The 14,175-nt window shown below is 52.1% G+C and carries 17 protein-coding genes; 14 read left to right on the forward strand and 3 right to left on the reverse strand.

Translation table 11 applies throughout. The features are described 5' to 3' along the window. The first annotated feature begins 208 nt into the window (after nt 1–208). Nucleotides 209–781: a TetR/AcrR family transcriptional regulator gene (locus tag GYMC52_RS03285; protein ID WP_011230167.1), complete on the forward strand. Its 573-nt coding sequence runs from the start codon at nt 209–211 to the stop codon at nt 779–781. A 73-nt stretch (nt 782–854) separates the two neighbouring features. Next, on the forward strand, nt 855–1,571 hold the full coding sequence (locus GYMC52_RS03290) for a YhgE/Pip family protein (protein ID WP_013523065.1): 717 nt from the start codon (nt 855–857) through the stop codon (nt 1,569–1,571). A 203-nt stretch (nt 1,572–1,774) separates the two neighbouring features. Here GYMC52_RS03290 and yhfH read toward each other — a convergent pair whose 3' ends face one another. Then, nucleotides 1,775–1,912, reverse strand: coding sequence for a protein YhfH (gene yhfH, locus GYMC52_RS18165; RefSeq protein WP_011230169.1), 138 nt, complete (start codon nt 1,910–1,912; stop codon nt 1,775–1,777). A 151-nt stretch (nt 1,913–2,063) separates the two neighbouring features. Between yhfH and GYMC52_RS03295 the strand changes: the two genes are divergently transcribed. From GYMC52_RS03295 to GYMC52_RS03315, 5 genes are all read left to right on the forward strand, one after another. Then, the gene (locus GYMC52_RS03295) at nt 2,064–2,798 is read left to right on the forward strand and encodes an MBL fold metallo-hydrolase (RefSeq protein ID WP_013523066.1); all 735 of its coding nucleotides are present in this window, start codon (nt 2,064–2,066) and stop codon (nt 2,796–2,798) included. A 135-nt stretch (nt 2,799–2,933) separates the two neighbouring features. Then, nucleotides 2,934–4,478 carry a fatty acid--CoA ligase family protein gene (locus tag GYMC52_RS03300; RefSeq protein ID WP_013523067.1) on the forward strand — a complete coding sequence of 515 codons (1,545 nt, stop codon included), beginning with the start codon at nt 2,934–2,936 and terminating at the stop codon, nt 4,476–4,478. 127 nt (nt 4,479–4,605) lie between these two features. Further along, nucleotides 4,606–5,613, forward strand: a complete 1,008-nt coding sequence (locus tag GYMC52_RS03305; protein WP_013523068.1) for an ABC transporter substrate-binding protein — start codon at nt 4,606–4,608, stop codon at nt 5,611–5,613. 127 nt (nt 5,614–5,740) lie between these two features. After that, nucleotides 5,741–6,733 (forward strand): ABC transporter permease, encoded by a 993-nt coding sequence (locus GYMC52_RS03310; RefSeq protein ID WP_013523069.1) that lies wholly within the window; start codon nt 5,741–5,743, stop codon nt 6,731–6,733. Beyond that, nucleotides 6,699–7,496 (forward strand): ABC transporter ATP-binding protein, encoded by a 798-nt coding sequence (locus GYMC52_RS03315; protein WP_013146218.1) that lies wholly within the window; start codon nt 6,699–6,701, stop codon nt 7,494–7,496. Before GYMC52_RS03310 ends, GYMC52_RS03315 begins: the two co-directional genes overlap by 35 nt. 56 nt (nt 7,497–7,552) lie before the next feature. Here the strand turns inward: GYMC52_RS03315 and dat are convergent, their stop codons facing one another. Continuing rightward, complete coding sequence (dat, locus tag GYMC52_RS03320) at nt 7,553–8,416, reverse strand: D-amino-acid transaminase (protein WP_013523070.1); 864 nt, start codon at nt 8,414–8,416, stop codon at nt 7,553–7,555. Between the two features lie 185 nt (nt 8,417–8,601). Here dat and GYMC52_RS03325 point away from each other — a divergent pair, with 185 nt between their 5' ends. Both GYMC52_RS03325 and GYMC52_RS03330 read left to right on the forward strand, forming a co-directional pair. Next, nucleotides 8,602–9,318 (forward strand): AzlC family ABC transporter permease, encoded by a 717-nt coding sequence (locus tag GYMC52_RS03325; RefSeq protein ID WP_013523071.1) that lies wholly within the window; start codon nt 8,602–8,604, stop codon nt 9,316–9,318. Next, complete coding sequence (locus tag GYMC52_RS03330; RefSeq protein ID WP_013523072.1) at nt 9,311–9,616, forward strand: AzlD domain-containing protein; 306 nt, start codon at nt 9,311–9,313, stop codon at nt 9,614–9,616. Before GYMC52_RS03325 ends, GYMC52_RS03330 begins: the two co-directional genes overlap by 8 nt. 63 nt (nt 9,617–9,679) lie before the next feature. Here GYMC52_RS03330 and GYMC52_RS03335 read toward each other — a convergent pair whose 3' ends face one another. Continuing rightward, complete coding sequence (locus tag GYMC52_RS03335; RefSeq protein ID WP_013523073.1) at nt 9,680–10,270, reverse strand: SCO family protein; 591 nt, start codon at nt 10,268–10,270, stop codon at nt 9,680–9,682. 193 nt (nt 10,271–10,463) lie between these two features. Between GYMC52_RS03335 and aceA the strand changes: the two genes are divergently transcribed. The 5 genes from aceA (at nt 10,464) to lepB (ending at nt 13,976) form a co-directional block, all read left to right on the forward strand. Further along, the gene (aceA, locus tag GYMC52_RS03340; protein ID WP_013523074.1) at nt 10,464–11,750 is read left to right on the forward strand and encodes an isocitrate lyase; all 1,287 of its coding nucleotides are present in this window, start codon (nt 10,464–10,466) and stop codon (nt 11,748–11,750) included. 106 nt (nt 11,751–11,856) lie between these two features. Next, complete coding sequence (locus GYMC52_RS03345; protein ID WP_013523075.1) at nt 11,857–12,051, forward strand: hypothetical protein; 195 nt, start codon at nt 11,857–11,859, stop codon at nt 12,049–12,051. Between the two features lie 120 nt (nt 12,052–12,171). Beyond that, nucleotides 12,172–12,705, forward strand: a complete 534-nt coding sequence (locus GYMC52_RS03350; protein ID WP_013146211.1) for a competence protein ComK — start codon at nt 12,172–12,174, stop codon at nt 12,703–12,705. A gap of 102 nt (nt 12,706–12,807) precedes the next feature. Then, entirely contained in the window at nt 12,808–13,431 is a 624-nt protein-coding gene (locus tag GYMC52_RS03355; RefSeq protein WP_013523076.1) for a TVP38/TMEM64 family protein, read from the forward strand. After that, nucleotides 13,428–13,976 (forward strand): signal peptidase I, encoded by a 549-nt coding sequence (gene lepB / locus GYMC52_RS03360; RefSeq protein ID WP_013523077.1) that lies wholly within the window; start codon nt 13,428–13,430, stop codon nt 13,974–13,976. Before GYMC52_RS03355 ends, lepB begins: the two co-directional genes overlap by 4 nt. Nucleotides 13,977–14,175 lie beyond the last annotated feature (199 nt).

A 14,175-nucleotide genomic window follows, 5' to 3' on the forward strand; every position in this document is an offset into this window, starting at 1 on the left:
CGTGGAAGTGGTTTCCGCTGCAAAAGGGATGTGAAAAGAGCGTGGGAGAAGCTTCAACGGCGCTTCTACCCATTTGCTTGGAAAGGATGAGGGAGCAGGAAGAAATTCCGTCCCCAATGCGACGGCCCTTTACATCCATGTTGTTTGATAGTATAATGGATACGGATTGACCAAATTGTTCATTTAGTCAGTTTGAAGGATGAGGAGTATGGCAAGCGACCGCAAACGGCAAATCATCGAAGCGGCGGCCCAATCGTTTGCTGCCTTTGGCTACAAGGCGACGACGATGGAGCAGATCGCCAAGCTCGCCAACGTCGGCAAGGGGACGATCTATACGTTTTTTAAAAGCAAAGAGGAACTGCTTGATGAAATCGTCTCCGGATTGATTATGGAAATCAAGGCGGAAGCGGAGCTGGCGATGGACTCGTCGCTGCCGTTTTCCGAAAACGTCCACCGCGCCTTGTACCGCATTTTGGAATTTCGCCAGCGCCATCAGCTGACGGCGAAGCTGCTTCAAGAAGTGCGCAATATCGGTACGGCGGCGGTGCAAGAAGTGCTTGCCAAACTGGACCGGGCAATGGTCGAGTTCATTCGGCAAAAAATTGATGCGGCGGTGGAAAAAGGGGAGATTCGTCCGTGCAATTCGGAAATTACGGCATTTTTGATGCTCAAGACGTACATCGCCTTGATCGTCGATTGGGAAAAAGATCATGAACCGTTGACAAAAGAACAAATTGCTGAATTGTTTACGCTCTATTTTTTGCAAGGATTGTCGAGATAGATGATCCTCTTTTTTTTGCTGGAAATTGACCATACGGACAATTTGGTCATCTGTACAAAGGAGGGAGCGCCATATGCTGCGAAAAGAGCTGCGGGCCATCGTGCTCCGCCCGAAAGTGTTTGTCCCGATCCTTGCTGTTCTGTTCATTCCTCTTCTGTACAGCGGGTCGTTTTTATGGGCGTTTTGGGACCCGTATGGGCATTTGGACCGCCTGCCGGTCGCTGTCGTCAATGAAGACCAAGGAGCTAAGCTTGACGGCGAACCGATGCATCCTGGCGACGATGTTGTCAAGCGGCTGAAGGAAAAACATTCATTTGCTTGGCATTTGTTCACTTGGATCATCAGCATAACGTTTATGATGATTGTTCAATTCCTTGTCACCGTGTTTGACAACCCGGGCCGGTTTCTTGCCATTTTGCTATTGATTGCCCAGCTGGTTGGAAGCGCCGGCACGTATCCGATTGAGCTCGTTCCGGATGCGTTGCAGTCGCTTCATCCGTGGCTGCCGATGACCCATTGCGATCCGTGGGTTGCGAGCAGTCATTTCAAGCGGCGATTTCTTGGTCATGTGGAAGGAAGCTGCGATATTGCTTGCGACAGCCGCGGTCTTTGCCTTGGCGACGCTCGTGTATTTTCTCCTTCGGTATCGCCGCCGTTATGCGGTATGGACGGAAACAGCGGCTCAAACGTGATGATTGAACCATGCCGTCTCGAAGGCGTCCTAAAAAGATTGGGACGCCTTTTTGCATTGGCCAATATCGGAATCAAACAAGAGATGGAAAGTAAATGAAAGGAAAACCATTTGCTGGGACGGGGGATTGCTTTTTGCGGATGGGCCGCCATTAGAACGTTGTGTGTGATGGCGCCCCTGAGATTGGCAAAAAAAAATGCCTCTTAGCTGGAGGCAGTCAAGAGAAAAGGCAGGCTGCATTGGGGAACAGCCAAACGCCGGCGGGGCAGCCGACGCCGTGACGCAAGAGATGCCCCGCTTACCTATTGGCGGTAAGCGGCGCCAAGGCAATCAGAGCACGTGTTGCCGTAGCATTCATGCTGCTCGTCAATCTCTTTGCCGCAGTGCAGACATTTTTTTGGCGGTAAGTTTCTGAAAAATTCCAACACTTTCATCAGCATTCCGATCCCCTCCGTTGTCTTGGTAATTTTATTGTATTATAACACATAACAAAATGTCAATAGGTGTTTTAAAACAAAAATCAACAAAGATGAAAAAATAGGCGCGGTTGTGTATGATGAAGACAAAACGAATGGAAGGAGAGAACCGAAAATGAAAGTGACGGTCATCGGCTATTGGGGAGGATTCCCTGCCGCCAATGAAGCGACATCGGCGTATTTGTTCGAGCATGACGGATTTTGCCTGCTCGTTGATTGCGGCAGTGGGGCGCTTGCCAAGCTGCAAAACTATACGGCTGTGGAAAACTTAGATGCGGTCATCATCTCCCATTACCATTACGACCATATCGCCGACATCGGCCCGCTCCAATATGCGCGTCTCATTCATAAAAATTTGGGAGCTGACCTTCCCGTCTTGCCGATTTACGGCCATGTGGAAGACGAGGCGGCGTTTTCACGCTTGACGCACAGCGGCATTACGGAAGGAATTTCCTATGACCCGAATGGGACGCTGGCTGTTGGACCGTTTTCGATCACATTTATGAAAACAGTCCATCCAGTGCCATGCTACGCGATGCGCATTACTGCCGGCGGCAAGACGGTTGTTTATACGGCCGATTCAAGCTATATACCGGAGTTTCTTCCGTTTGCCAAAGGAGCCGACTTGCTCATTTGCGAGTGCAACTTTTACGCTGGGCAAAACGCGGCGCCGGCTGGGCATATGACGAGCGAGGAGGCGGCGGCCATCGCGGAGGGAGCACGTGTCGGAGAATTATGGTTGACGCATTTGCCACACGTTGGCCGGCACGAGCAGCTGGTTGAGGAGGCTGGCCGGACGTTCCGCGGTGTCATCCGCCTCGCCCGCACCGGTCTAACATGGGCGCAATAGGCCAAAATAAGAGAGAACAGCAAAGGAAACGCTTTCCCTTGCCCTTTGCTGTTCTTTTTTTTATAATGAATATAGTTCGAATTTTTTTACTTATAAAATGAATGGTCATTCATTCATTTTGGGGGAGGAGCGTATATGAACGTAACGAAGCGGTTGGCGCAAATCGCTAAGCAGTTGCCGGACAAGGAAGCGTATGTGTTCATGAAAGAGCGGTGCACGTATCAACAATTGGACGAAGCCATTTCCCGATTTGCCGACGGGTTGGCGCGGCTTGGCGTTCGCCGAGGCGACCATATCGCCTTGTTGCTTGGCAACTCGCCGCAGTTCGTCATCGGCTTGTACGGGGCGCTGCGGCTTGGGGCGACCGTCATTCCGATCAATCCCATTTACACGCCCGAGGAAATTTCTTATATTTTGCACAACGGCGACGTCAAGGCGGTGATCGGCCTCGACTTGCTCGCTCCGTTGTTTGTGGAGGCGAAGAAGCGGCTTCCGCTGCTTGAGCATGCGATCGTTTGTGAAACGCCGGAAGGGAAGGAAAAAGGCATTTCCCTGTCGGAAGGAATGAAATCGTTTGCAGAAGTGTTGGCGGACGGCAGCCCGGATTTTACCGGCCCTGAACTGGATGATGACGATGTCGCCGTCATTTTGTACACATCGGGGACGACGGGCAAGCCGAAAGGAGCGATGCTCACTCATAAAAACATATACAGCAATGCGCAAGATACGGCCGATTATTTAGGCATCAACGAAAACGATCGCGTCATTGCCGCCTTGCCGATGTTTCATGTGTTTTGCTTGACCGTGGCGCTCAATGCCCCGCTGATGAACGGCGGAACGGTGCTCATCATGCCAAAGTTCAGCCCGTCGAAGTTGTTCCAGCTGGCTCGCGAGGAAAAGGCGACGATTTTTGCCGGCGTGCCGACGATGTACAATTTCCTTTATCAATATGAAGGTGGAAGTGCGGACGATTTGCGGACGCTCCGCCTTTGCATCTCAGGAGGCGCTTCGATGCCGGTCGCCTTGCTTGAAAACTTTGAGAAAAAGTTCAATGTCATCATCTCGGAAGGGTACGGGCTCTCGGAGGCGTCCCCCGTCACCTGCTTCAATCCTCTCGATCGGCCGCGCAAACCCGGTTCGATCGGAACGAACATTAAAAACGTTGAAAATAAGGTCGTCAACGAATACGGAGAAGAAGTGCCCGTCGGCGAAGTTGGCGAGCTTGTCGTTCGCGGGCCGAACGTCATGAAAGGGTACTACAAAATGCCTGAAGAGACCTCGGCCGCCTTGCGCGACGGCTGGCTGCACACCGGCGATTTGGCGCGCATGGATGAGGACGGCTATTTCTATATCGTCGACCGAAAGAAAGAGATGATTATCGTCGGCGGCTACAACGTGTATCCGCGCGAAGTCGAAGAAGTGCTGTACAGCCATCCGGATGTTGTTGAAGCCGCGGTGATCGGCGTGCCGGACCCGGATTACGGAGAGGCGGTGCGGGCGTATGTCGTCGCGAAAAATCCGGAGCTGACGGAAGCAGAGCTCATCGCTTACTGCCGTGAGCGATTGGCAAAATATAAAGTGCCGAGCGCGATTGACTTTTTGGACGAGCTGCCGAAAAACGCGACAGGCAAAATTTTGCGAAGAGCGTTAAAAGAGCGGCTCGCGTCTTCCCACGCTTGATGGTGCTGAATTTTCAGCACCTTTTCTTTTTTTTGAATAGTATATTGAAAACAAGTAGATAAATTTATATAATTTAACACATAAAAGTTTAAAAGGGCTAAACTTTTCTACATAGGGGGATGGGATCATGGGTCAATCGATTCGGCGGTTCGCCGCGGTGTGCGCGGCCAGCTTTTTGTTGCTTGGCGGCTGCGGCGGTGCGAAAGAGACGGGAAGCAGCCAGGGAAGCGGCGGGAAGAGCGAGAAAGAAAAGACGTACAAAATCGGCGTGACGCAAATTGTCGAGCATCCATCGCTCGATGCGGCGCGCAAGGGATTCCAGCAGGCGTTAAAAGACAAAGGGCTGTCCGTTGAGTATGACGTGCAAATCGCCCAAGGCGACCAAAGCAACAACCAAACGATCGCCAATAATTTTGTTTCGGACGGCGTCGACTTGATTTTTGCCAACTCAACGCCAAGCGCGCAGGCGGCGCTCAATGCGACAAAAGACATTCCGATCGTGTTCACTTCGGTGACTGACCCAGTCGGCGCGCAGCTTGTCCAATCGATGGAAAAACCGGGCGGCAATGTGACGGGAACGACCGATACGCACCCGGAGGCCATTCCGAAAACGGTGCAGTTTATTGACAAATATATCAAAGGCAACCGTGTCGGCATGGTATATAACGCCGGCGAACAAAACTCAGTCGCTCAAATCGAACAGGTGAAAAAGGCGATGCAAGGAACGGACTTGCAAATCGTTCCTGCATCAGTATCGACGTCAGCAGAGGTGAAGCAGGCGACCGAGTCGCTCGTCGGCAAAGTCGATTGTCTGTACATCATCACCGACAACACGGTCGTCTCGGCGCTCGAGTCGGTGATCCAGGTGGCGAATGAACACGACATTCCGCTTTTTGTTGGCGAACTGGATTCCGTCAAGCGCGGCGGTTTTGCGGCGTACGGGTTCGACTATTATGACATCGGCTACGAAGCGGGGGAAATGGCGGCGCAAATTTTGCAAGACGGCAAAAAGCCAGCCGATTTGCCGGTGCAATATCCACAAAAATTGAAGCTTGTCATCAACAAAAAAGCAGCGCAAGAAATGGGCATCAAGCTCAATCCAGAATGGGATTCCATTGCGGAATATATTGAATAAGCGGCCGTCCCTCCTTCGATGAAGGAGGGGGCCAAAAAGTAGGGAAAAGTGCGTTTTGGCACTCAACGTGTCACATGCGCCTTCGGTGTGTTTCCGAAAAGGTAGGTGAAAAGTTGTGTGGACAGCGATGTTCAGTTCCGTCGAAGCCGGCTTGATTTACGCCGTGATGGCGCTCGGCGTCTATTTATCGTTTCGCATTTTGGATTTTCCCGATCTGACGGTTGACGGCAGCTTCGTCACCGGCGCGTCCGTCGCCGCCGTGCTGATTGTCAATGGAGCCAACCCGTTTGCCGCCTCAGCCGCGGCGCTTTTGGCCGGCTTTGCCGCCGGGGTGTTGACTGGGCTTTTGCATACGAAAGGGAAAATCAATCCACTGTTATCCGGCATTTTAATGATGATCGCTTTGTATTCGATCAATTTGCGCATTATGGGCAAATCGAACGTGCCGCTCTTGCAGCAGGAAACGGTCATCACCAAAATCACCGCCATCTGGAAGCAAGCTGGGTTGGATGCGGCGCTCAACCGACTCGTTTCCTTCACCGGCTTTGCGCCGCGGACATGGGCGGTGCTTGTGTCAATGGCGATTGTCGCGCTAATGGTCAAAGGGCTGTTGGATTGGCTGCTGAAAACAGAAGTGGGGATCGCCTTGCGGGCAACTGGAGACAACAAGCCGATGGTGGCGAGCTTTTCCGCCAACACCGATTGGTTGATCGTGTTCGGCCTTGGGCTGTCGAACGCACTTGTGGCGCTTTCCGGAGCGCTCGTCGCCCAGTACGGCGGATTCAGCGACGTCGGGATGGGAATCGGGATGATCGTTATTGGGCTCGCTTCCGTCATCATCGGGGAGGCTTTGTTTGGCGCCCGTTCGGTCGCACGCGCGACGTGGGCGGTCATCGGCGGCGCCATCGTCTATCGCCTCATTTTGGCGCTTGCGTTGCGCGTCGAGTTTTTGGAGACGGGCGATGTGAAATTGATTACTGCGCTCATTGTGATGATGGCGCTCGTCGTGCCCAACACGTTGGCGGCGCAAAAAGAACGGCAGCGGAAAAAGCGGAGGGTGCGGCAGTTGGAGAGGGGGGAAACCGTTGCTGGAGCTGAAACGAATTACAAAAGTGTTTAACGAAGGAACGGCTGACGAGAAAATCGCTTTGCGCGGCATTGATCTGACGCTTGCCCCCGGCGATTTCGTCACCGTCATCGGCAGCAACGGCGCCGGCAAGTCCACGCTCATGAACATCATTTCCGGACGGCTGTCTCCTGATACCGGCGAAGTGTGGATCAACGGCCGCGATGTAACCGCGCTCAAGGAGCATGCGCGCGCCCGCTACATCGGCCGCGTCTTTCAAGACCCGATGGCCGGCACCGCCCCGCATATGACGATTGAGGAAAATTTGGCGCTCGCCTACAACCGGACAAAGCGGCGCACGTTAAGCCTTGGCGTCACGAAACAAAAGCGCGAGTGGTTTCGGGAGACGCTGCGAACGCTTCATTTAGGGCTTGAAGACCGGCTCGCCGCCAAAGTCGGACTTCTTTCCGGCGGGGAGCGGCAGGCGCTTTCCCTGTTGATGGCGACGTTTACAAAACCGGATGTGCTGTTGCTCGATGAACATACCGCCGCTCTTGATCCGGCGCGGGCGGAGTTGGTCACGGAGTTGACGAAGCAAATTGTTGAGCAGCACCGCCTGACGACGCTCATGGTGACGCACAACATGGAGCAGGCGATTCGCCTTGGCAACCGGTTGATCATGATGGATGGCGGGCAAATCATTTTTGCCGCAGAAGGAAAGGAGAAAGAAGAGCTGACGGTCGAGCGGCTGCTTGAGGCATTCCAACGCATCCGCGGCAGCCAGTTTGCGAGCGACCGCGCCGTGCTCAGCTCATAAACGAAATGAGGTGTCCTTCTTTGGCTGGGGGACACCTCTTCTGTTCGGCCGGCCGGTCAGATATTTTGGGTTTCTCGCTGCGTCGCTTGTCGGTAGGCGGCTTGCAGCGCCTTCGTCACCGCCCCTGGCGCGCCGCTTCGGATCACCGTTTCGTCGACTTGAATAATCGGGATAATCGCTGACGTCGTGCTCGTTAAAAACAGTTCGTCCGCCTCCCTAAGGTCGTTGGTGGAAAACGCTTCTTCGACAAATGGAATGCCAAGCTCAGCGCAAAATTCCTTCACTTTCGTGCGGACGATGCCGTTTAAAATCTGTGCGGTGGCCGGATGGGTGTACACCGTTTCATTTTTGACAAGGAAAATGTTTGACGAGCTGCCTTCGGTTACGACGCCGTCGCGATGCAAAATCGCTTCAAACGCTCCGCGTTCAACCGCTTCTTGTTTAGCCAATACGTTGGGCAATAAGTTCAAGCTTTTAATGTAACAGTATTCCCAGCGGACATCTTTCGTCAAAATCGTGCGCACCCCATGTGTCATTTCCTCGGTTTTCCGCGCCATCGGCTGGATGTAGGCGCACAAGTTCGGCCGGTTTTCCGCCGGAAACGCATGGTTGCGCGGGAAGCTGCCGCGCGTCATTTGCAAATACAAAATCGCATCTTCCTGCACATCGTTGAGGCGGCGAAGCTCCTCAAGCTGTTCGATGAGCTCTTCGCAGCCAAACGGAACGGATAGGCGAATGGCGGCCGCTGAACGGTACAGCCGGTCAAGATGCTCGCGAAGCCAAACGTATGTCCCGCTATATAAACGGACGACTTCGTAGACGCCATCGCCGAATTGCAAGCCGCGCTCTTCCATCGGGTACGTGACTTGTTCATAACGGAAAATGCCGCGGTCGGTTAATACATACGGTTTCACTGACATGGACGTGCACTCCCTTTCTGTTGCCGTCAATCATAATCAGTTTGATTATATCATAGATTGGCCTTTCTCTGCGTTTGTCTCGTGTTTGGCGTGAGCAGAAACAATGGATGGACGTTCGGGTTGCGAAATGAGACGAATTTTTAGACAATAAAGTTATCAATCTAGTCAAATGGGGGGATGAATGAATGGAAACGACATGGGCAGCCGGCAAGATGGCGCCGTTTCGCCAAGGGGTGCAAGCAGGAGCAGCGATTGCCATCGGCTACATGCCGATCGCGCTGGCGTTTGGACTGCTCGCCAAGACAACCGGACTGACGTTCGCCGAGACCGTGCTCATGAGCATCGTCGTCTTCGCCGGCGCCTCGCAATATATCGCATTAAGTCTGCTTGCCGCTGGCACCGGGGTGTTTGAAATCGTGTTGACGACATTCGTATTGAACATTCGCCATTTTTTAATGTCGGCGTCCCTTAATGAAAAGGCTGAGCCGGACGCACTTTGGAAAAAAGCGCTGTACGCCTTTGGCATTACCGATGAGACGTTTTCGGTGGCGGCGATGAAAGAAGGAACGATCAACGCCTCGTATATGTTTGGGCTCATTGCCATGGCGTATGGCAGCTGGGTCGTCAACTCGGGCATTGGTTATGCCGCTGGGTCCGGTTTGCCGGAAAGTTTGCAAGAAAGTATGTCCATTGCCTTGTATGCCATGTTTATCGGCCTGCTCGTTCCAGCGTTGAAAAAGCAGCGGAAAATCGTCTGGCTGGCGGGTCTGTCGGCTTTATTCAACTCGATCGGCACGTTTGCCCTTCACTTGTCGAAAGGCTGGTCGATCGTGTTGGCTACATTGTTGTCGGCCATCATCGTTCAATGGCTGACGAAGGAAGGGGGAAACGGCGGTGAATAGCGCGATCGTATGGATGATCATCGGCATGGGGATCGTGACGTATTTGCCGCGCCTGTTGCCGTTTGTGTTGCTCGGCGGCGTCGAGCTGCCGTCGTTTTGGCAAGGAGTGCTGAAAAATGTGCCGTATGCGGTGCTTGGGGCGCTCATTATTCCGGACGTTTTTTTCATCCAAGATGATCTTTCGTTCGGTGTCATCGGTTTTGCAGCGGCCGTCATCACAGCTTGGCTTGGGGCCAATGTCATGATCGTCGTGCTTGCGGCGGTTGCGGCGCTCAGCCTGTATTCGTTATTTGTTTAAAAAGGGAAGCGGACATCGCTTCCTCTTTTCCTTTTGCGACAGGTATGCAAACTTGCTGCATGGTTATGACAATTCCTCCATAATCGCCTCGTATACCTCATCGACATGAAATCGAGATGTTCCCATGCCGATTTGTTTGACGACACGCCCGTTGCGGCCAAGCAAGTAGGCGAGCGTCGTGTGTACGATCATGCCGTTGCCCGGGTCGCGGTATTGAAAGTGGAAGGCGTCCGCTACTTTTTTCGTGTCTGCTTCGCTGCCGCGCAAAAACACCCAACCTTGTCCGTCGCTCATGACTCCAAACGCATTGGCATATGTCTGCAGCTTTTCATTCGTATCGCGCGCCGGGTCGATCGTGATCGTGATGAATTCCACCTTGCTCCCAAATACCCCGGCTTTTTTTAGGCGATCGCGCAGTTTTGCCATTTGTGCTGTCGTATTCGGACAAAGATCCGGACAGTTTGTATAAATAAACTCGACAAGCCGCACTTTCGGCGGAAGGTCGCCAAACTCGTATGATTTTCCCCATGCTGTTTCCATCGTCACGTCATTTGGAAGCCGCATCGTCGATGGCTGGTAGACAGCAAAGTACAGGATGCCGACGCTGATGCCTATGATGACAAGAGAGGCAGCCAACGTATACCATTTTTTCACTATTCATCACTCCTCAATATGATCATATCAAAAAGATTAGCGAAAAAATCGCGATGTTTATGAACAATATGCGACTATTTTCCCAATTAAAAAAAGTTTCAAAAAAAGGCTTGCACTTTCGTTTTTCTGTTATATAATAAAATCGTAAATATAAACAATGTAATATAACAATAGAGAGATGGGGGAAGGAAAAATGGCGTCATTTGCTGAACGTGTCCGGCAATTAGAAGAAAGTTGGAAAAACGAGGAGCGCTGGGAAGGGATCGTCCGTCCGTACAGCGCGGAGGATGTCATTAAACTGCGCGGCTCGCTTGACATCGAGTATACGCTCGCTCGACGCGGGGCGGAAAAATTATGGAAGCTGCTTCATACAGAGGATTACGTCGCGGCCCTTGGCGCGCTGACCGGAAATCAGGCGGTGCAGCAAGTGAAAGCAGGCTTGAAGGCGATTTATTTAAGCGGCTGGCAAGTGGCGGCCGACGCCAACCTCGCTGGACAGATGTATCCGGACCAAAGCCTGTATCCGTCCAACAGCGTTCCGCATGTCGTCAAGCGAATCAATCAAGCGTTGCAGCGCGCGGATCAAATTCAATACTTAGAAGGCAGCGGGGACGTGGACTACTTTGTGCCGATCGTCGCTGACGCCGAGGCGGGATTCGGCGGCCAACTGAACGTCTTTGAGCTCATGAAGGCGATGATTGAGGCCGGAGCGGCTGGCGTCCATTTTGAAGACCAGCTGTCATCGGAGAAAAAATGCGGCCATTTAGGCGGCAAAGTGCTTTTGCCGACGCAAACGGCGATTCGCAACTTGATCGCGGCGCGGTTGGCCGCCGATGTCATGGGGGTTCCGACGGTGCTCATCGCACGCACCGACGCGAACGCTGCTGACTTGATCACAAGCGACATCGACCCGCGCGATCAAGCGTTTATCACCGGGGAACGGACTCCGGAAGGGTTTTATCGCACAAGAGCCGGTTTGGATCAAGCGATCGCCCGCGGGCTTGCCTATGCGCCATATGCCGACCTCATTTGGTGCGAGACGAGCGAGCCGAATTTGGATGAGGCGCGCCGATTTGCCGAAGCCATCCATGAGAAATTCCCAGGCAAGCTGCTGGCGTACAACTGCTCGCCGTCGTTCAACTGGAAGAAAAAATTGGACGACGAAACGATCGCCAAATTCCAGCAAGAGCTCGGCAAAATGGGATACAAGTTCCAATTTGTCACCTTGGCTGGCTTCCATGCGCTCAACTACAGCATGTTCGAACTGGCGCGCGGCTACAAAGAGCGAGGCATGGCGGCGTACGCCGAGCTGCAGCAAGCGGAATTTGCCGCCGAGAAGTACGGCTACACGGCGACGCGCCATCAGCGCGAAGTCGGCACGGGCTATTTCGACGAAGTCGCCCAAGTGATCTCTGGCGGCCAATCGTCAACAGTCGCTTTGAAAGGATCGACCGAAGAAGAACAGTTTACGACAGCTTAATGCAAACCGATCACAAACGAAGACGAAAGCCCGGCGTGGCCGGGCTTTTTTCGTGTATAAAAAGGAAAAAGATGGAGCATCCTATAAGACATAGGGAGGCGATGTGATGGAAAAAAACAAAAGCAACCTGCCGGAGCTGATGCCCGCTGAGTTTCGCGTCAGCACGGATCTTCATGTTGAGCAATGGTTGATGGATGAAGAGACGTATGCTGGCGACTCGGTCGGCGAGCATGCCGCGTTGGAACAGGCGAATGAATATTTAGCGTCCAAAGAAATCGGTCAAACGTTTGAAAACTCTTAGAACACCCATGACGATTGTCATGGTTTTTTTTAATAGATTTTTTGCAAAATATAGAAAAATATAACTGCTGATGGTATGATAGGAGTAGTGGGTGAGTTGATTAAGAGAGGAGACGAACGGATGAAAGTCAATGAATTCATTGTCTTGGAGCAATTCATCGTAAGCCGTTATACGATGGCGATTCTCCCATACTTTTTAAACAGCGATGTGTATGCGAAAGTCATTGAGGAGGACGGCGAATATATCATCAAACAAACGCCGATGGACATTATTAAACATAGTTGCGATTACTATGGAAGCAGCTTTCAAGGGAGAAAAGAAGGAACAAAAGCCGTCATTGGCATCACCCATAAAGCGCCGATCGCCATTGAACCAGCCAATGAAATTTACGTATTTCCAACCGCCTCTCCGCGTGACTCCCGCTGCGTTTGGCTCTCGCACATGCACGTTTATCGGTATGAGCCTGCCAAATATGAGCGGACCATCGTTTATTTCCGCAACGGAAAAAGCATATCCCTCGATGTTTCCTGCAAATCGTTCATCAACCAGTTATACCGAACGGCTCAACTGCGGACAAAATTATCCGAGCGGATGGAAGCGAGGGAGCGCAAACTCCAATACATATTTCGCATGCAGCAAGAAAAACAGAGTTAGCTGAACAAATTGATAAAAATGGTTTTTCCTAAAGATGAGTTCAAATTAGGCGCCTGGACGTGTAAAATAAAGATATAAACGGCATTTGAATGGGGAATAGACATGGATATGGAAACAATCAAACAATGGTTCACGCTCGACAGCATCCTTTCCCTGCTCGAACAATACCGCTCTTTCGGCGTGCTTCCCGGCATCGCAGCGACGTTGCTTGAGTCGTTTTTTCCCATTTTGCCCATGTTCGTCTTCGTGATGGCGAACGCAGCGGCGTTTGGACTATGGAAAGGGTTTCTGATCTCTTGGCTAGGCGCTTCACTTGGCTCGCTCATCGTGTTTTGGCTGACGCGGAAAGTGGGGCAGAAGCGTTTTTTTCACTTTGTCCGCCGCCACCCGAAAGTGCGGCAGTTTATGCATTGGATTGAGCGACACGGATTTGGTCCGCTGTTTTTGTTGTATTGCTTTCCGTTCACCCCATCGGCGCTTGTCAATATTGTTGCCGGACTGTCGCGCATCAGCCGCCAGCAGTTTGTATTGGCGGTGCTGCTAGGAAAGATGATCATGGTGTTTACCATCAGTTTTATCGGCTATGACTTGAAGGCGCTCATCCGTCAGCCGCTGCGCACGGCGATGATCGCCGCAGTCGTTCTGTTGCTTTGGTACGCCGGAAAACGGGTGGAAGCGCGATTTTCGTTGACGGAAGAACAAGGCCGCGAGGAGGGCGGAGAGTGACCAAGCAAAAAGAAAAACGAGGCCGCCGATGGCCATGGTTTGTTGCCGTTTGTGTTGTCGCCACGCTTCGGTTGTTCGTGTTCAGCAATTACATGGTGGAAGGAAAATCGATGATGCCGACGCTAGAGAGCGGCAATTTGCTGATCGTCAATAAGCTTTCCTACGACATCGGGCCTATTCGCCGGTTCGACATTATCGTTTTTCACGCCAACAAAAAGGAAGATTACGTCAAGCGGGTTATCGGCCTGCCTGGCGATCGGATCGCGTACAAAAATGACATCTTGTATGTCAACGGAAAAAAAGTTGACGAACCGTATTTGCGCCCGTATAAGCAAAAGCTGCTTGACGGCAGGCTGACCGGGGATTTTACGCTTGAGGAGGTGACCGGGAAAACACGGGTGCCTCCCGGCTGCATTTTCGTTCTTGGCGACAACCGGCTTAGCAGCTGGGACAGCCGCCATTTTGGGTTTGTCAAAATCAACCAAATTGTCGGCAAGGTGGACTTTCGCTACTGGCCGTTTAAACAGTTCGCCTTTCAGTTTTAACCTTCATCTCGAAAGAAGTCTTCCTCTTCTATAACGAAGTGAAGTTTCGCAGACCAATAAATGGATCCTTCGAAGCGAGGTTGTTCAGTCGTCCGACAGTCGCTGACATGTCGGCTGGCTCCACAAAAAGAAACAAACGTTAACGTTTCAGATTGCCTCTATATAACCCGCAGCCGAAGGGCGTTTTTTTTCTTCCCAA

Source organism: Geobacillus sp. Y412MC52, from assembly GCF_000174795.2.
Classification (GTDB): Bacteria; Bacillota; Bacilli; order Bacillales; family Anoxybacillaceae; genus Geobacillus; species Geobacillus thermoleovorans.